Origin of the sequence: Rhizobium sp. SG570, from assembly GCF_012275345.1 — a bacterium.
GTDB lineage: Bacteria > Pseudomonadota > Alphaproteobacteria > Rhizobiales > Rhizobiaceae > Rhizobium > Rhizobium lusitanum.
Genome location: NZ_JAAZQI010000007.1, coordinates 227,385 through 254,284, shown reverse-complemented (window position 1 = coordinate 254,284; position 26,900 = coordinate 227,385). Strand labels below are relative to the sequence as shown.

Sequence of the window (26,900 nt, the reverse complement as noted above, 5' to 3'; positions counted from 1 at the left end):
CTATGGAGCAGTTCGATCTCGATCGTTCCCATTGATCGACCCGGCAATCAACAGAGGCATCCGTCATGACCAAAGGCTCTGATCTCCTCGTCGCCGCCCTAGAAAACGAGGGTGTCGACCGTATCTTCGGTATTCCCGGCGAAGAGAACCTCGACGTCGTCGAGTCGATCCGCAAATCCTCGATCCAGCTTGTGTTGACTCGGCACGAGCAGGCGGCCGCGTTCATGGCCGCGACCTATGGCCGGTTGACCGGCAAGCCGGGGGTCTGCCTGACGACGCTCGGGCCGGGCGCCTTGAACCTTTCAACGGGTGCGGCATACGCGCTTCTCGGAGCCATGCCGATGGTGATGATCACCGGACAGAAGGGGATACTTTCGTCCCGGCAGGCCCGGTTCCAGGTGGTCGACGTCGTGGCATCTATGAAGCCGCTCACCAAGCTTACTAGGCAGATCGTCTCGCCGCAGACAATCCCGACAATGGTCAGGGAAGCGTTCCGGATCGCACAGGAGGAACGGCCGGGGCCGGTTCATCTGGAGCTTCCGGAAGACATCGCCGCTGAGGAATGCGAGCCGGTCGCTCTGGTCGCTCCGCATCAGCTGGAACTGCCGATCGCAAGTGATGCGGCCCTCGATCGCGCTGCAGCGCTCATCACGGCGGCGAAACGCCCGCTGCTCATGCTTGGGGCCGCAGCCTCGCGCCCTCGCTCGACGTCGGACATCGCGCAGTTCGTCATTCGCACCGGCATCCCGTTCTTCACGACCCAGATGGGGAAGGGAACGGTTCCGGGCGGAACCGAGCTCTACATGGGCACTGCCGCATTGTCGGAACGGGATTATGTCCACGAGGCGATCGAACAGGCAGATCTCATCATCACTATCGGCCATGACACGATCGAGAAGCCACCCTTCATCATGGGCAGGGGCGGTCCGAGCGTCGTCCACGTTGGCTATCAGCCCGCGACCGTCGAGCAGGTCTACTTCCCGCAATCGGAGGTCATCGGCGACATCGGCCCATCGCTGAAGGCGTTGGCGGATCGCCTCGACGGCAAGTTGGCGAACGCTCAGGCCCTTCTTCATCTGAGGGAACGCATCCTCGAGCGCATCGCGGTTCGGGCGACGGAGGATCGCTTTACGCCGCAGCGGCTGGTCCACGACATCCGGGAGGTCATGCCGCATGACGGCATCCTCGCACTCGACAATGGGATGTACAAAATCTGGTTTGCACGGAACTATCGGACGCGCATGGCGAACACGCTGCTGCTTGACAATGCTCTTGCAACAATGGGTGCAGGGCTGCCATCGGCCATGGTCGCCTCGATGCTTTATCCGGAACGGCGTGTCATGGCAGTCTGCGGGGACGGAGGCTTCATGATGAACTCGCAGGAGATCGAAACGGCCGTGCGGCTGAAACTGAACCTCGTCATTCTCGTCATCGAGGACAATGCCTACGGCATGATCCGGTGGAAACAGGCGGTGGACGAATTCCCGGATTTCGGGATGACGTTCGGCAATCCGGATTTCGTCAAATACGCAGAGTCCTATGGTGCCAAGGGAACAAGGGTCAGCGACATCAGCCAGTTCAAGCAAACTCTCGAAAATGCCTTTTCCGGCGGTGGCGTTCACCTCGTAAATATCCCTGTCGACTACTCGGAAAACGAGCGCGTGTTGGTCAAGGAGCTGCGCGAACGGCTTCCTACCATTCTGGAGAACTGACATGACGCTTACGCTGAAAGTTTATCAGGCATTCGACCGGGAGTTGATCGCGGAAATTCCGGCGGACGATGCCGCAGCTCTCGAGCGCAAGCTTGACGTCGCCGCGCGGGCCTTTGCGGATCGCAACAGCTGGTTACCGGCACATCGCAGGATCGCGATCTTGAGAAGGGTGTCTGAGCTTCTCTCAGAGAACCGAGACCGGTTTGCGGTCATGATCGCCCGCGAAGGCGGCAAGCCGCTCACGGATGCGATCATCGAGGTGACGCGTGGGATCGATGGTCTGGTCAATGCGGCCGACGAGCTTCGCAATTTTGGCGGCAGGGAGATCCCGATGGGCCTCACTGCCGCCAGCACGAACCGATGGGCCTTCACCACCAAGGAACCGATCGGGGTCGTGGCGGCAATCTCGGCGTTCAACCATCCCCTCAATCTCATCATCCACCAGATTGCGCCTGCGGTGGCCGTGGGTTGCCCGGTCATCGTCAAACCGGCGGCAACCACTCCGATTTCCTGCATCGAGATCGTCAAGCTGTTCTGGGAAGCGGGACTGGACGAGCGCTGGTGCCAAACGTTGATCACTGAGGACAATGCGCTTGCCGAGCGCTTTGCCACGGATCAGCGTGTCGCCTTCATGAGCTTCATCGGCTCGGCGAAGGTCGGCTGGTATCTGAAGAGCAAGCTGCCTCCAGGCACGCGATGCGCGCTGGAACATGGCGGAGCGGCTCCGGTTATTGTCGACCGCAGCGCAAGCATTGACGCAATCGTCGGGACGATCGTCAAAGGCGGATACTACCACGCGGGCCAGGTCTGCGTGTCGGTGCAACGCCTCTTCGTGCATGAAGACATCCTAGCGACCTTCACGGATGCACTGGCCGCCAGGGTAGCAAGTCTCCGTGTCGGTGACCCCACACTAAGGGAGACAGAGGTCGGGCCGCTGATCCTGCCGCGTGAGACGGAGCGTGTTTCAAACTGGATCAAGGAAGCGACCGATGCGGGCGCGAGGCAATTCGGAGGCGGACGGCTGTCCGAGACCACGCTTCTGCCTTCCGTCCTGCTTAATCCGCCAGCGGACGCCAAAGTGTCGCGACTTGAAGTCTTCGGACCGCTCACCTGCGTTTACGGCTATAGCGACGTTGACGAGGCGATCCGCATATCGAACTCGCTGCCATACGCGTTCCAGGCGAGTGTTTTTTCTTCCGACATAACAATCGCCCTCAAGGCCGCAAGGCATCTGGACGCGTCGGCTGTGCTTGTGAACGATCACACCGCTTTCCGAATCGACTGGATGCCCTTTGCCGGGCGCAGGCAGTCGGGATATGGCGTCGGGGGTATTCCCTGGACTATGGAAGAGATGGCCGACGACAAGATGGTTGTGTTCAACGGCGTCAGTTGATTGCCGGTCGTTCGCGGGACGTTTTAGTGTGCATCTTCGTGCCGAATGTTATCTGAGGGCTTGGACCTAACGTGAGAATCACGGTTCGAAGTCCGCGTTGGGAACGAGAGTGGCCATCAGTGCGAACCTCACAAGACCCTCAGTGCAGCATTCGATTTCCAGTCGCTGCAAGCTGATGAGCTGTTGACTGTTTGACCAGTGGCAGGCTTAGCCAGCCTGGCCACCGCAAGATTGGCGTACAACCAGCCGGCATGACAATCGAGTGATGCCTGTCGGAACGGTTTCGCCTTGTGCCAGACGGAGGATGGCAAGGCCTGCGCGGCGACCGATCTCTTTCAATTCCATATCCACCGTTGTCAGAGGCGGTCTGGTTTGCCGGGAGATCACCTCCCAGTTGTCGAAGCCGACGACGGCGACGTCCTTCGGAACGGTGATGCCGATGTCGCGGAGGGCATCGATGACCCCGCGGGCGATTTCGTCATTGCCGCAGAAAATGGCATCGGGCTTTTCTCCGGGCCGGGAAAAGACGGCGTCGATTGCCTCGTGACCCCATTCCTCACTCCAATCCCCATAGTGCACTTCCGCACCCTTGCCGAAGCTCTCGCAGTAGGCTTCCGCGCGGATGCGCACTGAGAGATAATCTTCCGGCCCGGTAATGTGCAGGATCCGTGAGCGGCCCAGTCCTTTCAGATGCTCAACGGCCAGGCGGGCGCCCTGAGCATCGTCCGGGAAAAAGCTGATATTTTCGGGTGGTCCTTCGGCAAAGGCATAGACGACAGGAATTGCCAATTTGGCCAGTTCAGCCGGCGGCTTGAGATCGAGGCGCGTGGCGGTGAAGATGATACCGTCCACCTGTCGATCGAGGAGGGTCTCCAGATGCAGGCGTGCGAGGCGCGGGTCGTTGTTGGTGGCGCAGAGGAAGACGGAGAGGCCGTGATCGACGAGTACTTCCGACACACCGGCGGCCATGGGCAACGTCAGCCTTCCATAGGTATCATTGGTGAGCATGCCGATCGCATGACTGCGCTTGCTCAGAAGCCCGCGGGCGAGCGCATTGGGCCGAAAACCGATTTCCTTGGCTACACGTATAACGCGTTCCCGCGTTTCGGCATTGGTGCGGCCGGTTCCGTTCAGGGCATTCGAAGCTGTCGAAATGCTGACCCCGGCTGCCTGGGCCACGTCATGGATCGTCCGCCGTCGTGTGTCCTTTTCAACCAAAGGCCGGTTCCTTTACCGAATATGATAAAACCTTTTAGCAGAAATAATCGTGATGATAAAAGGTTTTATCAGATTCCTTTCTAAATGCTGCGTACATACTGTCGACATACCAAAAAATGTCGACTAACGTTTTGGACACGCCACTGGGAGGCTGCTGGCGGCAAGAAAAAGGGGAACATCTATGTTCAAGTTAAAGTTGACGCTTTCTGCGCTTTCGCTTCTGGCCAGCGCGACGCTCGCCAATGCTACCGACATCACCCTTTGGGTACGCACCTCGTCCGGCGCCGTGCTTCAGGGGCTGGCTGACAAGTACAACGCATCGCATTCCGACAAGATCAACGTGACCCAAATCACGGCTGAGCAGATGGTTCCGAAGCTCGGCGCCGCTATTGCCGGCGGCGCGGCTCCTGACAGCGCCGTGCTCGACCTGATCTACCTTCCGACCTTTGCCGCGGCTGATGGTCTGGAGGATATCACCGACTTTGTGAAAGGCCTGCCATATTCCCAGGCGATGAGCCCGTCCCATATCCGGCTTGCCACCTATGACGGCAAGATCTACGGCGTGCCGGCACTGCCGGATGCGTCGATCATCGCCTACAACACCGATCTCTTCAAAAAGGCCGGTCTCGACCCCAACAAGGCGCCGGCATCGCTGGAGGAAATCGCCACTGACGCCAAGAAGATCACGGCGCTCGGCAACGAGACCTATGGCTTTTATTTCGTGGCCAATTCGGGAAGCTGGCTGATCTATGACTTCCTGCCGCATCTCTGGGCCGCAAATGCCGACGTCCTGAGCGATGACGGGCGTGCAGCAACCGTCGATACACCGGCGCTGCGCGAGACGATCGCGGCTTACCGAGATATGTGGAAGGCGGGCGCGATCCATCCCACATCCCGTTCCGGCAACGGCAACAATGCCGTCGAAGCGTTCGCTTCGGGCAAGGTCGGCATCCTGATGACCGGCTCCTACATCGTCAACCTGCTGACCAGCAAATATCCGGATGTGAAGTTCAACGTCGCGCCGATCCCGGGGCCGAAGGGCGGTGAATCGAGCTTCGCGGGTGGTGACACGCTTGCGCTCATCAAGGGCATCAGTCCGGAAAAGAAGAAGGTCGCGCTCGACTTCGTCAATTTCTATATGCAACCCGAGCAGCAGGTCTACATTACCCAGGAATCGGGCATGCCGTCGCGCACCGATCTGGCCGCCGAAGCCTATGCGAAATTCGACAAGCGCAATCTCGTCGCCTACGACATTCTCGCCAAGGCACGCACGCCTTACACCTTCTCCTCGGATGAGCTTTTCGTCAGCCGCACCGGTCCCTTCCTCAACCTGATTCAAGGCACGATTTTCGGCGACGATGTCGATGCAACGATCGCCAAGACACAGGCCGATTTTACCCGCATTCTCAAGCGGACCAATCCGAACTGAGTGGTGTCGCCCGCGATTTCGGCAGGGCGTTCGAACACGCCCTGCCTTTCTGACCGAACATGTCGATAGTCAACCAAGGGGGAAACAGCCGTGAGATCGTCGATGCGTCACAATGAGACGCGAGCCATCTCCAGCGGAGAACCCGAACCGAAGGGATGGCTTGGTCTCGCGTTCATCCTGCCGGGTCTTCTGTTCATCGTCGTACTTTTCCTCGTCCCCCTGGTGATGACGATCTGGATGAGCTTCTACAACTGGCCGCTTCTTGGCCGGACCAAATTCATCGGCCTTGCCAATTATGCCGAGCTTATGGGCGACGTCCAACTCTGGCATTCCCTGGGTTTCACGCTGCTCTATACCGTGCTGGTGACTGCTGCGATCTTCCTGGTGGCTTTCCCGCTCGCGCTGCTTGTCGACCGGCCGCTTCGCATCGCCGGCTTCTTCCGCACGATCTACTTCATGCCCGTCGTCATCGGGTTCGGGGCCGCATCGACATTGTGGATGTGGCTGCTCAATCCAGATAGCGGCGTCTTCGCGCAGCTGCTGCGGGGAGTGGGGCTTATCGATAGCGCCCCGAGACCGCTGCAAAGCTTCTGGCCGGCACTTGGTGTCGTCATTCTGATGGTCGTCTGGAAGACGGCGGGCTTCACCATGATCATCCTGCTGACAGGTCTGCAGAGCATATCGGATGATGTGATCGAGGCTGCCAAGATTGATGGTGCCAATGTCTGGAGTCGGTTCCGCCGGATCACGTTGCCGCTGATGCGAAATTCGGTGGTGCTGGCGCTCGTGCTGAACGTGACCTCGTCGATGCTGGCTTTCGACCAGTTCTTCATCATCACCCAGGGCGGGCCGGAGAACAGCACGATCTCGGCGGTGTTCTCGATTTATCTCGCGTCGTTCTCGTCATATCGCCTGGGTTACGGTTCGGCGATCTCGTTCGCGCTTCTCGTCGTCCTCGTAGCGATCAGCACGATCCAGTTCGTCTTTCTTCGCCAGCGTCCGGAGGAAGGCTAATGCACCGGCTAAACTACAAGCTTGCGCCCAAGCCCGCGAGCGAGCGGCTCGGCTATCTCGCCTTCATTCTCGTGGCTCTTGTCTTTGCCGTCTTTTTTGTGATGCCGATCGTGTGGTCCTTCGCGAATTCCTTCAAGCCTGCGGCCGAGGCGCTTGCCAATCCGGCGGCGCTATTCTCGAAGACCTTCTCGCTCGAGAACTACCGTCGCCTCGAGCATGTCGGAGCCGGATGGTACGTCTATGCCGGCAATTCGGTACTGATCGCCACCGGAACGGTGCTGTTGACGGTGCTGATATCGGTTCCGGCGGGGTACGGCTTTTCGAAATTCCGCTTTCCGGGGCAATCCGCGCTCTTCGTGCTGATCATGGCGACGATGATGATCCCGTTCCAATCGATCCTCACGCCGCTCTTCCTGATCCTGAAGGCCTTGCGGCTGCAGAACAATCTCTTTGGACTGGTGCTGATCTATGTGACGTTCCAGCTGCCCTTTTCCGTCTTCATGATGCGCAATGCCTTCGATGCGGTGCCAAAGGCGTTGATCGAGGCGGCGCGGATCGACGGCGCTTCGCAGGCGACGATTTTGCGGCGGATCATGTTGCCGATCGCATTGCCCGGGGTTGCGACGATCGCCATGTTTGCCTTCCTGAACTCATGGAACGAGTTCCTGGCGGCGCTGATTTTTCTTTCCGATCAGAACAAGTTCACCCTGCCGATCATGCTGGTCAATGTTTCCTCGGGCATTTACGGCATCATCGATTGGGGCGCGCTGCAGGCCGGCATTGCCGTGACAATGGTCCCCTGCATCCTGCTCTTTCTTCTCTTGCAACGATACTACGTGCGCGGCCTGACGGCTGGCGCCGTGAAATGACAGCGGTCGTTCCGCTGAAGGAGTTGTCATGTCCAGTTCACCTCGCGTTCAACCGGCACCGCTCACAGGCCTCAAGCGTTATCTGCCTGCCGATCATTCCAGCGTCGTCTTCGATGGCGGCTTCTGGCAGGGCTGGAGCGAAACGGTGCGCAACGTCACCATTCCCACCCAGCACAAGCGGCTGGAGGAAGAGGGCTTCCTGGAAGTGCTCGATTTTGACAGGCCCGCCGGACCGCTCGTCCGCCCGATCCAGCCGAGTGGCCTGTCGATGCAGCACTTTTTCGATTCCGACTTTGGCAAATGGATCGAGGCTGCTAGCTACACGCTGAAGGCCCATCCCAACGCCGAGATCGAGGCGAAGATCGACGATATCGTTGCCAAGCTCGAACAAGGTCAGATGGCGGATGGCTATCTCAACAGCTGGTTCATTCGCCGCGAACCGGAAAAGCGCTGGACCAATCTGCGTGACCTGCATGAAATGTATTCGATGGGCCATCTGCTCGAAGGAGCCGTCGCTTACTATGAAGCAACAGGGAAGGGCCGCTTCCTCGATGTCATGATCCGCGCCGTCGACCATATCATTGACACCTTCGGCCGGGAGCCCGGCAAGCTGAGAGGTTATGACGCCCACGAAGAAATCGAACTGGCGCTCGTCAAGCTCTACCGCGTCACGCGCGACCCCCGGCATCTGAAGCTTGCGACCTATTTCGTCGACGAACGCGGTCAGATGCCGTCCTATTACGACGAGGAGGCGCGCAACCGCGGCGAAGATCCGCAAGACTATGTCTACAAGACATACGCCTATAGCCAGGCTCACATGCCGGTGCGCGAGCAGCAGCAGGTGGTCGGCCATGCGGTCCGCGCCATGTATCTTTTCTCGGCGATGGTGGATCTGGCTGTCGAGAACGGCGATCCGGTACTGAAAGAAGCCTGCGAGCGCCTGTACGACAATCTCGTCGGCCGGCAGCTCTATGTGACCGGCGGCCTGGGTCCGTCCGCATCCAACGAGGGCTTTACCCGTGAATTCGATCTGCCGAACGAAACGGCCTATGCCGAGACATGCGCCGCGGTCGCACTGGGCTTCTGGAGCCACCGCATGGCCCAGATCGATCTCAACAGCAAATTCACCGACAGGTTGGAAACCGTGCTGTTCAACGGAGCCCTGTCTGGCATCTCCCGCGACGGCGAGCACTATTTCTATGAAAATGTGCTGGAAAGCCACGGGCAGCACCGCCGCTGGAAATGGCATTATTGCCCCTGCTGCCCGACGAATATCGCCCGCTTCATCACGTCACTCGGGCAGTATTTCTATTCCACCAAGGATAGTGAACTCGCCGTTCATCTCTATGGCGCCAATTCCGCCGAGCTGATGATCGGAGACACCTTCGTTCGTCTCAAGCAGGAGACCCAATATCCCTGGGACGGCGACATCAGGCTGCAGCTCGCGCTCGAACAGCCGAGCCGCTTCACCTTGCATCTGCGCATCCCCGGATGGTGCCGGAGCGCTGAGATCTTCGTCAATGGCATGGCCGTCGATCTCGGCGCATGCGTGACGAACGGTTATGCGGCGATCACAAGGGAATGGCTGAACGGCGACGAAGTCCGCATCAGCCTGTCGATGCCGGTCGACCGCATCTACGCCCACCCGGCCGTCTCGGAAGATGGCGGACGCGTCGCCTTGCGGCGCGGCCCGGTCGTCTATTGCGTCGAGGAGACCGATCTTGGCGGCGAGCCGCAGCGGCTTCGCCTGCCGGCAACGTCGGAGATTTCGGCTCGCTACGACGCAGGACTTCTCGGTGGTGCTGCAGTTCTCGAGGGCACGGCGCTCGAGGCCGAAGATGCCGGTTGGGAGAATGCGCTTTATCGCACCGCACCGCCCGCATTGAAGAAGAGGCCGTTCAAGGCGATTCCCTACCATCTCTGGGCCAATCGCGAGGCCGGAGCGATGGCGATCTGGCTGCAGGAATCATAGGAGAAAACGATGGCACGACTGGAACTGAAAAGCGTCGTCAAATCCTACGGCATCTATGAAGCCGTCCGGGGCATCAGCCTTGAAATCGAAGATAATGAATTCGTAGTTTTCGTGGGGCCGTCAGGCTGCGGAAAATCGACCACGTTGCGCATGATCGCGGGTCTCGAACATATTACGGCGGGCGAGATCGTCATTGGCGACCAGGTCGTGAATCGCCTAGGGCCTGGAAAGCGCGATATCGCCATGGTGTTCCAGAACTATGCGCTCTATCCGCACATGACGGTGCGTGAAAATATCTCTTTCTGCCTGGAGCAGCAGAAGCTGACGAAAGGCGAGATCGATGCGCGTATCGCCCGCGCTGCCGAAACGCTGCATATCGGCGAGCTCCTGAGCAGGCGTCCGGGCCAGCTTTCCGGTGGCCAGCGCCAGCGCGTCGCGATGGGGCGGGCGATCGTGCGCAATCCTAAGGTCTTCCTCTTCGACGAGCCGTTGTCGAACCTCGATGCGAAGCTCCGCGTTCAGATGCGTACGGAGATCAAGCGGCTGCACCAGATACTCCCAACCACGACGGTCTATGTCACTCACGACCAAGTCGAAGCCATGACGATGGCCGACCGCGTTGTGGTGATGAATGGCGGCGCCATCGAACAGGCGGGGCCGCCGCAGGAACTCTATCACCGCCCGGTCAGCCAGTTCGTCGCCGGCTTCATCGGCTCGCCGTCGATGAATTTCCTTCCGGCGCATTTGGTTTCGAGCCGCGGGGGAGTTGCCGTCGCTCTGGCGGACGGCGCCGAGCTTCTGGTTCCCGATGCACGCGTCAACGAGTATGCGCGCCATGCTGGAAAATCAGTCATTTTCGGTATACGGCCCGAATCGATTAGCCATCGTCAACAGCGCCCAGGCTTTGCAGACGTTGAGGCGAGGATCGATCTGGTAGAGCCTCTTGGTCCGGAGACTATGGTTTATTTTTCCATCGGCGACGCCAACCTGTGCGCCCGCATCGACCCGGAAAGCGGACCTAAGCCTCAGACGGCGATGCCACTGTCGTTCAATATGAACCAGATGCACTTATTTGACGTGGAGACAGGCTCGGCTCTCTCGCTTGGATAGATGTGATCGAACGTCACGGGCGTTGTCGCCTGCCGCTACCTGCTTGAAAGTGGGTAGTAGGGGGAGCTTGTGCTGCGATACGGTCGGCGTTCGATCGGTATCGGAAACCGCAGGACTATCGTTGTGCATTCCAGCGATGCCCAAAATTGAAATCGTCTTGGATCGGCTCCTATTCCGTCAATGACGGCGCATCATACTCAACCCGTCCAGATGCTACGGGTTGGAGGGGCGAATTCGCCATGGCGGATTGATCCGATTTTGTCCGGCAAAATACAGAAGTATGCGGTTTCCGCCAGGGTCAAACAACTCTGCTTCGCGCCACAACCAGCTTTGATCTTGGGGCGGCGACGAAAAGGTTATGCCCGCGGCAACGAGGTTTTCGTACTGAGTATCAACGTCATCGCATTCGAAATAGATCGTGGTGCCATTGCCAGCCGCTTCGCCCTTATGTAGCGAAAAAGTGCTGTCGCCGTCAGGGCAAATAAATCGAACATAGTTGGGTCTCGCATCCACGATGGGAACAAGACCGAGTGCGCAGTAGAAACGCCATCCTTCATCCAGATCGGGCATCGTCACAGTGACTTGGTTAAGGTTCATCGCAATCTCCAGACGCGCGAGAAGCTATTTCCAAATGGGTGCTAATAGCAACCTATACAAAGAATATTGAAGGGTAGAGATCCTGGCCTAGAGGGCAACGGGTCCCGCCAAGCGAAGTTATATGCCCGCCCCGCTTTTGCCTCACAACCAGGATAACAGTGGCATATCCGCTGTCGCTTGTGATTACGGATTTCAATGAAGCACCAAGCCAACAACTTTTTATCGCCTTCCAGGCTCCCTCGGGCACCAAAAGAGTGTGATACACAACAGGGCTAAGGTCCAGAATGAAAGACCGGCACCCATAGCTAGACTTTGGGCCTCCGATGACGCCAGGGTTCAAGGTCCGCGCCAGAACGTATCCTGCCCCTGTCGGCGCCATAGGGAGGCAATCTTGCTTTCCTGGCTAAACCCAGTTGAACGTCGAGGTCGATCAGAACGCCGAGCTTGAGGCCGCGAAGCTCAAATCTTCAGTTTTACGTCAGCCAATGGGACTATTTGCCTAAAAGAGACACGTTGCGGCTGTGTGCGCATCGCGGTGCATTTGGAGAGTTGAAATTGAATCTTGTTCTTCGGCGCTCGTTGCCTCTAGCACCAACGCACGGACATGGGTCAAGCGGTCTTGACTATCGCCGGGATGTCGATGGTCTCCGGGCTCTGGCTATTATTCCGGTGGTTCTGTACCACGCGGGCGTACCCGGCTTCGGCGGCGGTTTCGTCGGCGTCGACGTATTTTTCGTCATCTCTGGTTTCCTGATGGCATCGCTGATTTCCAGCGAGATCGCAAAGGGCGAGTTCAGTCTCGTTCGATTCTATGAGCGCCGTATCCGCCGGATTTTCCCGGCATTGTTTACTGTCCTGGCCACTTCCTCGATCGCGGCTTGGTTTCTGCTGATGCCAGCCGAATTTGTCTACTTCGCCCGCAGTTTGAAGGCGGCCGCCCTGTTCACCTCGAATATCCAGTTCGAAAAGGAAAGCGGATATTTCGACATCGGCGCGCAGATGAAGCCGCTGCTGCACACTTGGTCTCTTGCTGTCGAAGAGCAGTTCTACATCCTGTTTCCCTTGCTGTTGCTGCTGATCAACCGATTTGCGCGACGGCGTGCTAGGCTCATCGTGACAGGCTTGCTGGCCGTATCGTTGGTCGCTTGCACTTGGATGCTATTTCGGTCGCAGGCCGAGGCATTCTATCTCCTTCAGTTTCGCGCCTGGGAGCTCCTCCTTGGGGCGCTGCTGGCCCTCAATGCAATACCGGTGCCGCAGCAGTCGGCGCTGCGGGCAGGGCTGGGCCTGGGTGGCATCCTCCTGGTAGCCATTGCCATATTCGGCTTCAGCGACCAGACGCTGTTTCCCGGCCCGGCGGCGCTGCTGCCTTGCCTCGGCGCGGCCTTGATTATCCATGGCCGAGACGAGACGGGGCCTGCGGGCAGATTCCTGCAATCCCGACCATTGGTTTTTGTGGGGCTGATCTCCTACTCCCTTTATCTCTGGCACTGGCCGATCATCGTATTCAGCCGGGAGGTCGCGGGACGCCAGCTTTCCCTGCTGCAGGGCAGTTTGATCGTTATCGCATCGCTCGTTCTCGCCACCATCTCTTGGCGTTTCGTGGAGCAGCCGTTCCGTGGACGCGCCAGCTTTGTGAAGCGCATACCCATGTTCGCAAGCGCCGCGGGGGTCCTGATCGCTTCAGTCGGATTGGGAGACTATGTTGCTCATCATCGCGGTGTGCCGGATCGGCTACCCGCGGATGCCCGGACGGTGTACGCTTCCACGTACGATCAAAGCCGATTCAGCCTACCGCCGTGTTTTGCCGACTCCGATAAATCCGGGCCCTCTGTGGCAGATATTTATGCAGGCAAGCTCTGTCCGCTCGGTTTCGAAGGCTCTGCCAAACCATCTTTTGTCGTCTGGGGCGATTCCCATTCCGGCGCGATGGCGCCGGCCATCGATGCGGCTGCGAAACTGGTTGGCATCACCGGCCTCTTTGCAGGACATTCGTCGTGCCCTCCTTTGCCGGGTGTTCAGCTCACACCTCGGGGCGATACCGGGCTCTGCGGCGACTTCAATGGAGCAGTGCACGATCTGATTGCGGCACAACATATTCCGCTGGTTTTCCTGGTGGCCTACTGGCCCAAATATGTCCACGATGCCGAGTTGCCGAACGAGGGGCCTTACTTCGACCTGTCGGTGCCGCCTCCGTTGGACGACCGATCAGCATCCGTCGTCGAAACGCTGGATCGCCTGGTGGCGGAGCTGACCAAGCAGGGAACGAGGGTCGTGCTGGTCTCGGATGTTCCGGAGATGGGGCGGTACATGCCTGAGGCCGTCGCCAAGGCGATAACGCGAGGCACATCGACGGACGTCGCGCCGCCGTTGGACTATATCGAGAAGCGGCAGGCGCTTTCGCACGCGATCCTGACACGTCTGGCGGCACGTTATGGAGCTGCGCTCATCGACCCTCTTCCCTCTCTCTGTAGCCATGGTCGTTGCGATGCGGTGCGAAACGGTCTGCCGCTCTATAAGGATGCCGACCACCTGACGGCAACGTTTGCAGCAACCCTCAGTCCGCTCTACGTCCCCGTCCTCTCGGAAGCTCGTCGATAGCGGAGAATGATCGGCGCTGATCGTTCGTGACCGGTCAACGATGGTCGTCATCCCGCAGGCTGAAAGTGTCAGATGAGACCAATCATCGACCACGGAAAACGCCACCGCGCCGGCCTTCGGGTTGCCACGACCCTCGCTGAGTCAGCGGCGAATTCGTTCGTCGCCAAGCGGAGGGTGAAAAAGCAGCAAATGCCCTAGAATCGGTGGATGCGCAGTCCCAGTACTTTCTCCGACAGGACGACGATGAACAAGGTCAGCACGATGGATACCGTTGAAACTGCCGCTGCCTCCGGTGTGAAGTTCGTGCGCAGATAATCGTAGAGCTGGATTGGAAGCGTGGCGGTGCCGACATTCTTCAGCATGAAGGATATCGTGAACGTGTCGAAGGATATGATGAAGGCGAACAGGCATCCGCCAATCACGCCTGGCTTGATCAGCGGCAGCATGATGCGGCGAAACCGCGTCAGTGGTCCCGCGCCAAGGCTCTTGGCCGCCAGGCTCCAGGACGGTTCGTAGGACTCCATGGCCGCCGAAACGTTGATGAAGACGAAGGGAAGGGTAATGAGGCAATGGCCGATGATCATCGCTGCGATCGTCCGTGTGCCCATGCCGATCGAATAGACGAAGAACAACAGCGAGATGGCCGTCAGCACTTCCGGCAGCAGCAGCGGCAGGAGCATGGCGAGGCGGATGCTTTCCTTCCAGCGTCCGGCGTGCTGGACATAGAAGATCGCCGCCATTGTGCCGATGATCGAGGAGATCACCGTCGAGACCGCGGCCACCCAGAGCGATGTCTTGATGGCGTTGAGGAAGACCTCGTTGTGAAAGAACACCACATACCAGCGAAATGAAAGTCCCTGTGGCGGGAACGTCAGGAAGGCGCCAGCATTGAAAGAGGCGCCGACGACCACGAGGATCGGCAGCAACAGAAAGGCATAGATCAGCAGGCAATAGCCGGTGAGGAGGTGCCTGGCCATCAGTTCGCCTTCCATTTCATGCGGGTGAGCCTGGCAAACAGCATCACCACCATAGCCCCGGTTAGAGACAGCATCAGTGCCATGGCCGAGCCGAAGGGCCATTGAAACGTATCGATAAGGGCGTCGACCACGCTGACGGCCATCGTCTTTACGCGCAGGCCGCCGATCAAGGACGGAGTGACGTAGGCGCTGAGCGACAGGACAAAGACCAGTATGCAGCCGGCCTGTATGCCGGGCATCGCCAGCGGCAGAACAATTCTTCGAAAGGCGGTGATGCGTCCGGCACCAAGCGACCGGGCGGCCGCTTCGATTGAAGGGTCTATCCCCTGCAGCGCGCTCATGAGCGGCAGGATCATGAAGGGCAGGAAGACGTGCACCAGCGCGATCACGATCCCAAGGGAGTTATACATCAGGGCAAGCGGGCGATCGATCAGGCCGAAGCCGATCAGCGTGCGGTTTATCATGCCGTTATTGCCGAGTAGGATCGTCCAGCCATAGCTGCGGATGACGATGCCGACGAGAAGCGGTGAGAGCACGAGGCCATAGGCCAGGCCGCGAAAACGCATTTGGGTCTTCGCAAGCTGCCAGGCGACGGGGAAGCCGAGGACAAGGCAGACAAAGGTGGTGATGAAGCCGATCACCAACGTGTTTGCGGTCTGCTCCAGATAAAAGCTGTCGGCAAAGAGCCTGAGATAGTTTGAGAGGGTGAAGCCGGGCGCATAGGGCGTGCCGCTCCCCGGATTGCGCAGGCTCATGACCACGATGTTGATGTACGGCAATACCAGGAAGACACCGAGCAGCAGAACAGCTGGGGCGATCAGGGCAAAGGGCTTCAGAGATTTCGCTCGAAGGCTCATGCGGCAGCTCCGAGCGCCCAGAAGCGATCGCCATCGGCCTTGACGGTGACACGATCGCCCGGAGAGAAACGGCTGCGAGGGAAGGTCTGGACATTGATGGTGTCGCCACTGTCGAGCGTCAGCAGATAGTCGATCAGGCTGCCCGAATAGTAGCTCGCAGTGACGGTGGCCGGGACGCCTGCCTGCCCCGCACTTTCGGGAAACAGCTCGACGGCCTCGGGCCGCAGCACCAGCGTCACGGCCCCACCGGGCGACCTTGGAGCATTGAAGATCCTGACCGTACCGAGTGCTGTATCGATGACCGAGATATCGTTGGCGTCGGTGGAGAGCAGCCGACCGGAAAGGATGTTGACCTGCCCCACGAATTGCGCGACTTCGAGGCTGGCCGGCCGATCGTAGATATCGGCCGGCGCGCCATACTGGGCGATCTGCCCGCCAAACATGATCACGACACGATCCGACATGGTCATCGCCTCCGCCTGATCGTGGGTCACGTAAACAGTGGTGATGCCAACACGCTTCTGAAGATCGCGGATAAAGATGCGCATCTCCTCGCGCAGCTTGGCGTCGAGGTTGGCTAGCGGCTCGTCGAGAAGGAGAATTCGGGGCTCGATCACCAGCGCTCGAGCAAGGGCGACGCGTTGTTGCTGTCCGCCGGAAAGCTGGCGCGGATAGCGGTCGGCATATCCGGAGAGCTGTACCATGTCGAGAACACGCGCCGTGCGCTCGGCGATTTCGCGCTTCGGTCTGCGGCGCATCTCCAGTCCGAACGCCAGGTTCTGCGCTACGGTCATATGCGGAAACAGGGCGTAGTTTTGGAAGACCATGCCAATGTCGCGTTTTTCGGCAGGCACATGCACGACGTCCTGCCCATCGAAACGGATCGCGCCCGATGTGGCGTCCTCGAAGCCGGCTATCATTTTCAGCGTAGTTGTCTTGCCGCAGCCGGAAGGGCCAAGAAGGGAGATAAACTCACCCTTTGCGATTTTCACGGAGATGCCGTTGACCGCAAGAGATGCTCCATAGTGCTTGGTCAGCGCTTCGATGCTCACCTCTGTCATGATCGATCTTCCAAATTCTGTCGGCGGCGACCGCGTCCATGCCACCATGTCGGGAGAGGGGCCGGACCGCCTAGAGGCGGGCCGGCACATAGCGAGGGGATCGTCAGGGCGCGCCTAGCGCATGACCTTTGCCCAGGTCTCCGAGAACTCGGCCTGCTTTTGGTTCATGAAGTTCCAGTCCCATGTCAGGATCTTGTCCATGGCCTCGCCCGAGATCGGCACGTCCTTTTGCAGGTCGGCCGGGACCACCACCTTGGAATTGGTGGGGGAGACGAAGAACTGCTTCATGGGCGGTATCTGCCCCTCCGGAGAAAGCAGGAAGTCGGCATATTGGTAGGCGAGTTCCTTTTCCGGGGCATGGGCAAGGATATTCAGCGTCTGGTCGAACATCAGCATGCCCTCTTCGGGAACGACGACATCGATCGGCAGCCCCTGGGATCGCAAGCGCGCCACCTCGCCGAAGTCGAAGGGCGCAACGACGAATTCGCCGGCTGCAAGGCCCGTCGACAGATTGAAATCCGCCTGTATGACGGGGCCGAGCTTTTCCAGCGCCTTGAAGCCGGCATCGATGTCGTATTGATCCTTGCCGAAGATCTTCGATGCCAGCATCAGCTCCATCTTGCCGGCCGTATTGGCGAAGTTGTAGAGGCCAATGCGACCCTTGAACTCCGGGTTTTCCCAGAGATCCTTCCATCCCTTCGGCGGGGTTTTGACCATATCGGTTCGGTAGGCGATGCCGATCGGCGAGACCATGGCCACGGCACCCCAGCCATCCGTCTTCTTCGCAAGAGGGTAGAGATCGTTGTAGTTCGACAGTTTCGTCAGATCGAGCTTCTCGAAGAAGCCTTCCTTGCGCAGACTGGAGGCGAAGGCCTCGTTGGTCATCAGGATAGAATAGGGCGGGTTTTGAGCGCCTGCCGCCCGAAGGTTGGCGCTCCAGACACGGCCGTTGCCGGCATCGAGTGTCACCGCGGCACCGCTCTTTGCCGTGAATGCGGGTGCCAGCGTCGAGCGCCAGAATTGTTCCCAGGCACCCCCGAGCGTCGGCACCACGAGGGTCTTGCTTTGCGCGCGCGCAGGAAGGCTGATCATGCTTGCTGCGGCAAGGCTGCCCATTCCGGCAAGAAGCTGCCGCCTGTTCATGTTCATCATTTCGGTTCCCCTTGTCATGGCTATGTTTCGGTCGCTGCTGCGCGCTAGGCGATGTTTCGCTTCTTGCGCTCAGGATTTGCTGAAGGCCTGGCTTGTCTTCAGCGCGATATAGTCTCCGTAGGTAATCGGCGTGTATTTTGCCGGCGCCTTTGCCGCAAAGGGCGGCAGGCATTCGATGAGCGTCTCTTTCGACGGATTGACAAAGAAGGGAATGGACTGACGCCGTGTCGTTCCCTTGAAGTCGCCGGGTGGATTGGCAACCCGATGCGGCGTCGAGAGCCATTCGTCGTTGGTCCAGCGCATGAAGGCATCGGCGATATTCACGACATAGGCGCCTTCGACGTTAGGCGCATCCAGCCATTCGCGATCGCGCCTGCGGACCTGAAGCCCTCCCGGCGATGCCTCCGAGCGCAGAATGGTCATGAAGCCGTAATCGGTATGGACGCCCGCACGTAACTGGCCGGGCAGTGGGCTTTCCTGTTGTTCCGGATAGTTGATGACGCGGAGTGCTGAAAGGTGGTCGGCAAAGGCCGGCTCGAAGTAATCGGGAGCAAGCCCGATCGCCTGGCAGAATGCGCGCCGCAGATGGCCAGCGAGCATCTCCATCTCGGCAAAATAGGCGCTGAATGCGGCCTGTAATCCTTGTGGAACCGTGGGCCAGACGTCACCCGGAAGGCGCGGCCCGAAATTCAGGCTTTCCTTGTAGTCACCCGGCGTCTTGATCCCAAGCGTGGCGCTCAGTGCCTCATCCGCGATGGGGGAGAAGGCGACGCCCCCCTTTAGCGAAGTTCCCCGGCCTTGTTGCTTTTTCCACTCCTGCGGTTCGTCGAAGAAATCGCGGGCAAGATTGTAAAGCCGCGCGGTTGCCTCCGTGGACACACCATGTCCGGTGATCAGGAAGAAGCCGGTTTCGCGGCAGGCGGCCTCGATCGCCTTGACCACGGCATCGCTGCCGGCGGTCCGATGGATGAAAGGCGAGATATCTATGACCGGAATGCTGTCCATATCCTGCGTTGAGGACGGGGCCATCTGCATTGTCTGATCCTTTCCGGAGTTAAATACAGCCATGTTGTTGTGGCTGTGCATCGCCAAACCAGCGAGGAAGATGATGTCAGTCGAGCCCCTTGAAGGGTGCGTCGCGAAATTCGAGATATTCCTTCAGTGACATCTTCTGAAGATTGCGCATCCATTCCTGCCCGTCCTTGCTGACATGGAGGGCGGCGATGGCATGCACGTTGTAATCGAAGGATGTCATCAGGCCGGCGGCGATCTGCTGGTTGTTGATGGAGGACTTGGCGAACTTGATGGCCGGAACTGGCATGCGTGCCAGCTTGCGCGCCAGGTTCTCGGTCTTTTGCTTGAGCTGATCGGCAGGCACGATCTTGTTGATCAGGTGCATCCGCAGCGCTTCTTCCGCGTCCACCAGATCGCCTGTGTACATCAGCCAGCGCACGTCGCGGGTGGCCAGCAGCCATGGCATGAAGAGGGCAGGCGGACCGGAATTGTGACGGACTTCCGGCTCGCCGAACTTGGCGTTATCGGCAGCGATCGCCAGATCGCACGACATGACGAGTTCGAGCGCGCCGGCAAGCGCATAGCCGTTCACCGAGGCGATGACGGGGATCGGCGCCTTCCAGATATTCAGAAGCGCCTGGGCATTTTCCGACATGTCGGCATGCCAGTCCTCGATGCTGACATCATAGTCTGCGCCTTGCAGGTCATAACCGGAAGAAAACGCGCGGCCGGCACCGGTGATCACCAGTGCGTTGACGTCCTTGTCGGCGACGGCCAGCGCAACGGCGCGGTCGATCTCGCGCACGGTCGTCTTGTTCATCGCATTGAGCTTGTCCGGCCGATTGATCGTGATCGTCGCGAACTTGTCCTGTTCATCCTTGTCGTAGAGAATGGTCTCGAAGCGCTCGGCTATGCTCATATGTTTTTCCTTTTTACGCTGGTGTCAGCCGGTTGCGATGGCGTGCCCGATGCCTGCATCAACAGGGCCGCCTTATTCTTCTCGAAACGCTCTATCGATGCTGATTTGACAGGGCCAAACCCCCTGATCTGCTCGGGGAGCTGGGCAAGCGCGATGGCGCGCTGCTGGTTTTCCGGTGATAGATTTGCTGCGAGGTCGTTGATCAACGCCGCATAATCGGCCGCCAGTTTTCGCTCCATGCGACGCTCATGCGTGTAGCCGAACGGATCAAGCGGCGTGCCGCGAAGGAAGCGCATTTTCTCCAGCACGGAAAATGCCGGCAAAGTGAGCTTGTGGCTGATGGCAATCTTTGCCGGGTTGCCCGTGCGCTTGTCGATCCTTCGGGAAAAGAACGGCGGCGCCAGATGATGCTTGATCTCGAAATCACCTTCGAACTGCGCCGCGATCTTGTCCTTGAAGCTCCGGTCGTTGTGCAGCCGGGCCACTTCATATTCGTCCTTATAGGCCATCAGCTTGAAGGCATTGCGCGCCACGGCCTCGGAAAAATCCTCTCCGAGCTTCAGTTGGGCCTCGGCAGTGCGGGCGGTCGTCACCAGCTTGCGGTATTTGTCGGCATAGGTGGCGCTTTGATAGTGCGTCAGGAACTCGATGCGCTTGGCGACAATCTCGTCCAGCGTCTGCCTGGCCGGCGCCTCGTCCGGATCGATTGCGGCCGCCTGTTTGACAGCCTCCGGATCCACCACCGAGCGACGGCCCCAGCCAAAGGCTGCGCGATTCATCGCAATGCCTGTGCCATTGAGTTCGATCGCCGCATCGATTGCCTCAAGACTGATTGGAACCAGCCCACGCTGCCAGGCGTGGCCGAGCAGGAACATGTTGGCCGCGATCGCGTCGCCCATCAGGGCCGCCCCCAGTTTCGTCGCGGCGATAAGGCTGATGGCATTGTCACCAGCCGCTTTGCGCAATGCCTTCACCGTCGCTTCCTGGCGAAAATCGATTGCGGTATTCTGCACAAACGAGGCGGTCGGCGCGAAATGATCGTCGAGAACGGCCTTGGTACGGCCGGCAGCGAATGTGGACAGGGCGTTCTGGGCCGCTGACACGACGATATCGAAGCCGAGGACCAGATCGCTTTCCCCCGCTCCGATCCGTACGGATGTGATCTGCTCTCGCGTCCTTGCGACCCGCAGGTGCGAGATGACGGCCCCATTTTTCTGGGCAAGGCCGGTTTGGTCGAGAGTCTGGACCGCAAGGCCGTCAATGTGCGCGGCCATCGACAGTATGGCGCTGACGGTAATGACGCCCGTCCCGCCGATGCCGGCGAGCAGCATGTTGTAGGACCGGTCGGTGATCTTTCGGATGGCCGGAAGAGGGAGGGCGTCGAAGCTTGGCTTGCCTGCCTTGGCGTCCGGCTTGCGGATGGTCCCGCCCTCGATGGTGACGAAGCTTGGACAGAAGCCTTTTATGCAGGAGAGATCGGTGTTGCAGCTCGACTGGTTGATCCGCCGCTTGCGCCCGAACTCCGTTTCCTGCGGCTCGATGGAGATGCAGTTGGAAACAGCAGAACAGTCGCCGCAACCCTCGCAGACGAGCTCGTTGATGAAGGCGCGTTTGTCGGAGATGGCGAAAGCGCCCCGCTTGCGCCGGCGCCTCTTTTCGGCAGCACAAACCTGATCGTAGACGAGCACGGTAACGCCCGGCACCTCGCGCAGTTCACGCTGCACCGCATCCAGTTCGTCGCGGTGGTTGACCGTAACGCCGCGCGGCAGATTGCCTTGCCAGACATCGGGCCGCTCGGCGACGACAGCGACCCGGGCCGCTCCTTCGGCGAGCATCTGCCCGACAATGCCGGGAACGGAGACTTCTCCGTCATGTTTCTGACCGCCCGTCATGGCGACGGCATCGTTATAGAGGATCTTGTAGGTGGCGTTGACCTTGGCAGCAATCGCGGCGCGGATCGCAAGCAGCCCGGAATGGAAATAGGTGCCATCGCCCATGTTGACGAAGATATGCTTCTCGTCGGTGAATTGGGAAAGGCCAATCCACGATCCGCCTTCACCGCCCATCTGGGTAAAGGTCGAGGTGTTGCGCTCTTCCAGCCCGATTACCATCATATGACAGCCGATGCCGGTGGATGCTCGGCTTCCCTCGGGCAGGCGGGTGGAAATGCTGTGCGGACAGCCTGAGCAGAAATAGGGGTCGCGTTTCAGCGCCGGCGTTTCCGTGGCACTTGCCGCGAGGAGCGCCTCGATATCGCGCGATCTGGCCAGCAGATCGGTGTGAGCCTCACCGATAAGATAGACGATCGCTCTCGCGACCGCGACCGCATTGATCTCGCCGGCCGCAGACAAGAGCGGTCGACCATCCAGGCCGAATTTGCCGTAGACCCTTGGGCGCCGATCTGAAGCGAGGTTGAAAAGCTGAGCCTTGATCTGGTCTTCGACGACCGCGCGCTTTTCCTCGACCACGAACAAGGTTTCGACCTCGGAGGCGAACCGTTGCAGTCCCTCCGGTTCGATCGGCCAGACCATGCCGATCTTGTAAAGCCGGATGCCGAGTTCGCCGGCCCGACGCTCGTCGATGCCAAGGCTTGCCAGCGCGCCCATGAGGTCGAGCCATGATTTCCCGGTCGAAACGATACCGAGCCTCGCTTTGCCGGCAGTGCTACCCCAGATCGCTCTGTCGATGCTGTTTTGACGGGCGAAGACGTGTATCGCCTCCATCTTGTTTTCCAGCCGCCGTTCCATCGCATGCGGGCCATCCGGCCATCGCAATGAGAGGTCGCTGTGACCATCGGGATAGATGATGGCGGGCCGATCGGGATCGAGTTCGACCGTCGCCGTGCATTCGACGATTTCAGTCTGGCATTTGAAGCCGACCCAGGCGCCGGAATAGCGACTGAGCGCCCAGCCAAACAATCCGTAGTCGATATATTCCCCCACGCCGGCCGGCGACAGGAGCGGCACCATCGCGGAGATCAGATTATGTTCGCTCTGGTGCGGTAGGGTCGACGAAACGGCACCGTGATCGTCTCCGACGAGCAGCAGAACGCCGCCATTCGGATTGGTGCCGACGGCGTTGGCGTGACGGATCACGTCCATGCTGCGATCGACGCCAGGTCCCTTGCCGTACCACATGGCGAAGACGCCATCATACCGGGCGCCCGGAAACATCGCCGTCTGCTGCGTGCCCCAGACGGCGGTGGCGGCCATGTCTTCATTGAGGCCGGGCTGGAAGCGGATGTGATGGTCGTCGAGATACTTCTTCGCGCGCGCCATTTCGCGGTCGAAGCTGGCAAGCGGCGAGCCGCGATATCCGGAGACATAGCCGGCGGTGTTCAATCCGCGCGCAAGGTCGCGCTGACGCTGGATCATCGGCAGGCGTACGAGCGCCTGCGTGCCGGAAACGAGGATATTGCCCCGATCGAGCACGTAGCGGTCATCGAGGCAGGGCGTTTTCACGGCGGAGGCCGTGGGCCGATCCTTGGAGTGTGCGGCGACGGGCAGAGTGGACATTTATGCGCGCTCCCCCTGTGCCGTTGGTTCCATGTCGAAAACGCGGCCGGGATTGAGGATGTTATTGGGATCGAACGCCGATTTGAGACGGCGCATGGCAGCCATCTCGGCCGGGCTGCGAACCAGCGGCAGCCACTTCTTCTTTTCAAGGCCAATACCGTGTTCCGCCGATATCGATCCGCCTTCGCTGGCGACACAGGAAAAGGTCGCGTCCGCGACGTGGTCATAGTGGTGCGTACGAACGAGGAAATGCAGATTGCCGTCACCGAGATGACCGAAAATGTAGATGGCAGCGGCGGGATCGACATGCGCGATTTTGGCTGTGGCCCTGTCCAGGAACCGCTGCATTGCGGAAATAGGCAGGCTGACGTCGAAGCCCGCGACATGGTCCATGCTGAAAATGAATTCGCTCGCGGCATCGCGCAAATTCCAGATGGCATGGTAGTCGCGCAGCGAGCGGGAAACCGCGACATCGCTGACAATGCCTTCCTCGTAGCATTCCATCAGCGCAGCGGCAAAGCGATCCTCGTCGCCTGCTTCGTCCTGTCCCTGCATCTCGATGAGCGCATACATTCCGGCACCCGCCGGCACAGGCGGCGGCGCGGCGGTACGCTTGAGAACGCCGGCATAAACAGCCGGGAATATGACTTCGAAAGCGGAGAGGGACGGTCCGAGCCTCTGGCGCAGACGCCGCAGAAGCGTGATTGCCGCACTGAGCGAGGGTAGGGCGCAAAATGCGTTTGCCAATGACTGCGGCTTGGGATGCAGACGCAGGCAGGCACGGGTTACGACGCCAAGTGTGCCCTCGCTGCCGATGAATATCTGGTTGAGATCGAAACCCGAATTGTTCTTCGAAAGGCCTTTGAGGCTGGTCAGCACGGAGCCGTCCGCCATTACGGCCTCCAGGCCGAGAACCTGGGCGCGATACATGCCATAGCGCAGGACGCGAATGCCGCCGGCATTGGTGGCGATGTTGCCGCCAATTGTGGAGGTGCCCCGAGCGCCGATATCCACGCCGAACATGAAGCCATTGATATCTGCGACCTCCTGAACGGCCTGCAGGGTCGCGCCGGCATGGGCGATCACAGTGCCGGCATCCTCGTTGACAGGTTCGATTGCATTCATTCGTTCCAGCGACAGCGCTACCTCGCCGGCCATGGGCCGCGCGGCGCCCGCAAGGCCGGTCCGTCCGCCTTGCACGACGATAGGCTGGCGGAGGGCGTCGCATGCGGAAAGAATGACCGACACCGATGCGGTATCCCTGGGGCGAAACAGAACGGCCGGCCGCACGCCGCGCTCGTCCGTTGCGTCCGCGCAATAGGCGTCACCGACATCCGGACCCGTGACAACAGCGTTCTTGTCCAGCCTGTCGTGGAGGCGGGTCAACAATTCTGAGAGCCGCAAAGACGTCGCAGATAAGGGACGTGCGACGAGCGCCCGGTCGATCGATCCGCCCATTCTGTTCCCCTGGTTATCTGGATCGAGGGCAGGTTATCGCCTATCTGATATTTGTCAAACCTATATTTAAATACCTATAGCCTTTTCGACGAAGGCATGGCATCAATGCTTTCGAGCGAAGGATGGAGCTCTATGAATCTTAGATATGACGAAGTGGTAAGATCTGGTATCGCCAAGCAGGTCGCCGAGAATATCAAGTCCGCGATCCTGGACGGGCGCCTGAAGATCGACGAGCGCTTGCCGACGGAGGAGGATCTTGCCCGGAGTTTTGGAATTTCGCGCCCGACGGTGCGCGAGGCGTTGAAGCGTCTGGCGGCGCAGAACCTCATTCATTCGCGCCGCGGCCCCCTGGGCGGCAATTTCGTGATGCGACCCGATCCCGAGGGGTTGTCGAAGGCGATTACTGGTGCCGCGACACTTCTCGTCGGTATCGGTGCTTTCGATATCGACGAGATCATTGCTGCAAGGCTTGAGACGGAAACCATCTGCTGCCGGCTTGCCTGCGAAAACCGCAGCGAAGAGGGATTGCAGGCTATGGCCACTGAGATCGCCTTGCAGCGGGATCAGGATATTAGCGACGAAGATTTCTGCGCTTCCGATGTCCGGTTCCATCGCGCCCTGGTCGACTCGACCGGCAATGGCCCCTTGAAGCTGATGATGTACATCGTGATCGAATCCTTCATTCCGATCACGAACATGATTGTCTTCAGGGTGCGCGAGCGCCGCCAGGTCGTTGCCTTCCACCAGAGGATCCATGAGGCGCTCAGCAATCGCGATGTCGGTGAAGCAACGGCGGCGCTCACAAATCTCCTCGCCTATGTGCGGGACAGCTATAGCGCCGCGCTCGATGCGCGCGGCCGCCGGGCGAGCGAGCAGGCGCAGTCCTGAACCCAGTCGGCTCACATCCTCAGAAGCATTGAAGTTCAAGGGAATTCCATGTCAGATTCTTTTACGGCAATGGTGATCGATACGGTTGATGGCAAACAGCAGGCCGGCTTCCGACAACTGACCCTGGCCGATCTGCCCGACCATGACGTTCTGGTCGAAGTTGCGTTTTCCACCGTCAACTACAAGGACGGTCTCGCCCTTTCCGGCAAGGGAAGGATTGCGCGCCGCACGCCGATGGTTGGCGGTATCGATCTTGCCGGCGTTGTCGTCGAGTCGCGCTCGGATAAATGGGTTGCGGGCGACAAGGTTGTGCTGAACGGCTGGGGTCTTTCCGAGACCGAATGGGGCGGCTATTCCCGATACCAGCGGGTCAAGGCGGAATGGTTGATTGCGCTGCCGCAGGAGTTCTCCCTGGAGCAGGCGATGGCAATCGGAACGGCTGGCTATACCGCCGCCCTTTGCGTCAATGCCCTGGAGGATTGGGGAACGATCGGCGTCGACGATCGGGAAGTGCTGGTCACCGGAGCGGCGGGTGGCGTCGGCTCGGTGGCTGTGAGCCTGCTTGCCAGCAAGGGCTACAAGGTTACGGCTTCGACCGGCCGGCCCGAAACCCATGATTATCTCGCCTCGCTGGGAGCGTCCGGATTCGTCGAGCGCGCGGCGCTTAGCGAGAAGGGCGGCCCGCTGCAAAAAGAGCGCTGGGCGGGAGCAGTCGATTCCGTCGGCTCGACGACGCTTGCTAATGTGCTGTCCCAGACGGTCTACGGAGGGGCGGTGGCTGCTTGCGGTCTTGCCGGCGGCGCAGATCTGCCGGCGACGGTCTTGCCGCATATCTTGCGCAATGTGGCACTGCTCGGCATCGATTCCGTTATGGCGCCCGTTGCGAAACGTCTACGTGCCTGGCAGATCCTTGGCCAGCACCTAAACCCTTTACACCTGCAAGCGTTAACGCGGATTGAGCCGATGTCCGCGTTGCCGAAAATAGCAGAAGATATCGTTGCGGGTCGCATCCGTGGTCGCGTAGTCGTAGAGATCAGCTGACGTTGCTGTCACATTGATTTCTCATCAATGTTGCTGCGATAGCTGGCAACATGAGCGAGGCAGCCCTGATTTACAAGAACCATCTGTTTTCGGTCGAGATCGT

Annotated in this window: 20 protein-coding genes; 10 read left to right on the top strand and 10 right to left on the bottom strand. The window is 59.6% G+C overall.

Annotated features, from left to right (window positions below; all coding sequences use genetic code 11):
- The first annotated feature begins 65 nt into the window (after positions 1–65).
- On the top strand, positions 66–1,712 hold the full coding sequence (locus tag FHT28_RS16660) for an acetolactate synthase large subunit (protein WP_168596783.1): 1,647 nt from the start codon (positions 66–68) through the stop codon (positions 1,710–1,712).
- A 1-nt stretch (position 1,713) separates the two neighbouring features.
- Complete coding sequence (locus tag FHT28_RS16655; RefSeq protein ID WP_168596782.1) at positions 1,714–3,105, top strand: aldehyde dehydrogenase family protein; 1,392 nt, start codon at positions 1,714–1,716, stop codon at positions 3,103–3,105.
- Positions 3,106–3,312: 207 nt separating this feature from the next.
- Here FHT28_RS16655 and FHT28_RS16650 read toward each other — a convergent pair whose 3' ends face one another.
- Positions 3,313–4,323, bottom strand: coding sequence for a LacI family DNA-binding transcriptional regulator (locus FHT28_RS16650; protein ID WP_047560449.1), 1,011 nt, complete (start codon positions 4,321–4,323; stop codon positions 3,313–3,315).
- A gap of 181 nt (positions 4,324–4,504) precedes the next feature.
- On the opposite strand from FHT28_RS16650, the gene FHT28_RS16645 reads away from it, so the two are divergent.
- From FHT28_RS16645 to ugpC, 5 genes are all read left to right on the top strand, one after another.
- Positions 4,505–5,752: a sugar ABC transporter substrate-binding protein gene (locus tag FHT28_RS16645; RefSeq protein ID WP_047560454.1), complete on the top strand. Its 1,248-nt coding sequence runs from the start codon at positions 4,505–4,507 to the stop codon at positions 5,750–5,752.
- A gap of 102 nt (positions 5,753–5,854) precedes the next feature.
- Positions 5,855–6,766 (top strand): sugar ABC transporter permease, encoded by a 912-nt coding sequence (locus tag FHT28_RS16640; protein WP_113108986.1) that lies wholly within the window; start codon positions 5,855–5,857, stop codon positions 6,764–6,766.
- Positions 6,766–7,635: a carbohydrate ABC transporter permease gene (locus tag FHT28_RS16635; protein WP_168596781.1), complete on the top strand. Its 870-nt coding sequence runs from the start codon at positions 6,766–6,768 to the stop codon at positions 7,633–7,635. Before FHT28_RS16640 ends, FHT28_RS16635 begins: the two co-directional genes overlap by 1 nt.
- A gap of 28 nt (positions 7,636–7,663) precedes the next feature.
- Positions 7,664–9,607: a beta-L-arabinofuranosidase domain-containing protein gene (locus FHT28_RS16630; protein WP_168596780.1), complete on the top strand. Its 1,944-nt coding sequence runs from the start codon at positions 7,664–7,666 to the stop codon at positions 9,605–9,607.
- Positions 9,608–9,616: 9 nt separating this feature from the next.
- Entirely contained in the window at positions 9,617–10,717 is a 1,101-nt protein-coding gene (gene ugpC, locus FHT28_RS16625; protein WP_168596779.1) for a sn-glycerol-3-phosphate ABC transporter ATP-binding protein UgpC, read from the top strand.
- A 213-nt stretch (positions 10,718–10,930) separates the two neighbouring features.
- On the opposite strand, the gene FHT28_RS16620 is transcribed toward ugpC, so the two are convergent.
- Positions 10,931–11,314, bottom strand: a complete 384-nt coding sequence (locus FHT28_RS16620; RefSeq protein WP_037199371.1) for a VOC family protein — start codon at positions 11,312–11,314, stop codon at positions 10,931–10,933.
- A gap of 579 nt (positions 11,315–11,893) precedes the next feature.
- Between FHT28_RS16620 and FHT28_RS16615 the strand changes: the two genes are divergently transcribed.
- Complete coding sequence (locus FHT28_RS16615) at positions 11,894–13,915, top strand: acyltransferase family protein (RefSeq protein WP_168596834.1); 2,022 nt, start codon at positions 11,894–11,896, stop codon at positions 13,913–13,915.
- A gap of 194 nt (positions 13,916–14,109) precedes the next feature.
- Here the strand turns inward: FHT28_RS16615 and FHT28_RS16610 are convergent, their stop codons facing one another.
- From FHT28_RS16610 to FHT28_RS16575, 8 genes are all read right to left on the bottom strand, one after another.
- A complete protein-coding gene (locus FHT28_RS16610; protein WP_037201338.1) occupies positions 14,110–14,892 on the bottom strand; it encodes an ABC transporter permease in 783 nt (260 codons plus the stop codon).
- Positions 14,892–15,749 carry an ABC transporter permease gene (locus FHT28_RS16605; RefSeq protein ID WP_037201341.1) on the bottom strand — a complete coding sequence of 286 codons (858 nt, stop codon included), beginning with the start codon at positions 15,747–15,749 and terminating at the stop codon, positions 14,892–14,894. Before FHT28_RS16605 ends, FHT28_RS16610 begins: the two co-directional genes overlap by 1 nt.
- Complete coding sequence (locus FHT28_RS16600) at positions 15,746–16,810, bottom strand: ABC transporter ATP-binding protein (protein ID WP_037201344.1); 1,065 nt, start codon at positions 16,808–16,810, stop codon at positions 15,746–15,748. The genes FHT28_RS16605 and FHT28_RS16600 overlap by 4 nt, the downstream gene beginning before the upstream one ends.
- A gap of 114 nt (positions 16,811–16,924) precedes the next feature.
- Positions 16,925–17,962 carry an ABC transporter substrate-binding protein gene (locus tag FHT28_RS16595; protein ID WP_168596778.1) on the bottom strand — a complete coding sequence of 346 codons (1,038 nt, stop codon included), beginning with the start codon at positions 17,960–17,962 and terminating at the stop codon, positions 16,925–16,927.
- Positions 17,963–18,031: 69 nt separating this feature from the next.
- The gene (locus tag FHT28_RS16590; RefSeq protein ID WP_168596777.1) at positions 18,032–18,997 is read right to left on the bottom strand and encodes a 2-oxoglutarate and iron-dependent oxygenase domain-containing protein; all 966 of its coding nucleotides are present in this window, start codon (positions 18,995–18,997) and stop codon (positions 18,032–18,034) included.
- Between the two features lie 76 nt (positions 18,998–19,073).
- Entirely contained in the window at positions 19,074–19,895 is an 822-nt protein-coding gene (locus FHT28_RS16585) for an enoyl-CoA hydratase/isomerase family protein (protein ID WP_047640715.1), read from the bottom strand.
- Positions 19,892–23,410 (bottom strand): indolepyruvate ferredoxin oxidoreductase family protein, encoded by a 3,519-nt coding sequence (locus FHT28_RS16580; RefSeq protein WP_168596776.1) that lies wholly within the window; start codon positions 23,408–23,410, stop codon positions 19,892–19,894. Before FHT28_RS16580 ends, FHT28_RS16585 begins: the two co-directional genes overlap by 4 nt.
- Positions 23,411–24,868 (bottom strand): FAD-binding oxidoreductase, encoded by a 1,458-nt coding sequence (locus FHT28_RS16575; protein ID WP_168596775.1) that lies wholly within the window; start codon positions 24,866–24,868, stop codon positions 23,411–23,413.
- 132 nt (positions 24,869–25,000) lie between these two features.
- Between FHT28_RS16575 and FHT28_RS16570 the strand changes: the two genes are divergently transcribed.
- Both FHT28_RS16570 and FHT28_RS16565 read left to right on the top strand, forming a co-directional pair.
- Positions 25,001–25,756 (top strand): FadR/GntR family transcriptional regulator, encoded by a 756-nt coding sequence (locus tag FHT28_RS16570; RefSeq protein ID WP_113102530.1) that lies wholly within the window; start codon positions 25,001–25,003, stop codon positions 25,754–25,756.
- Between the two features lie 48 nt (positions 25,757–25,804).
- Positions 25,805–26,797, top strand: a complete 993-nt coding sequence (locus tag FHT28_RS16565) for an MDR family oxidoreductase (RefSeq protein WP_037201355.1) — start codon at positions 25,805–25,807, stop codon at positions 26,795–26,797.
- The last annotated feature ends 103 nt before the right edge of the window (positions 26,798–26,900 follow it).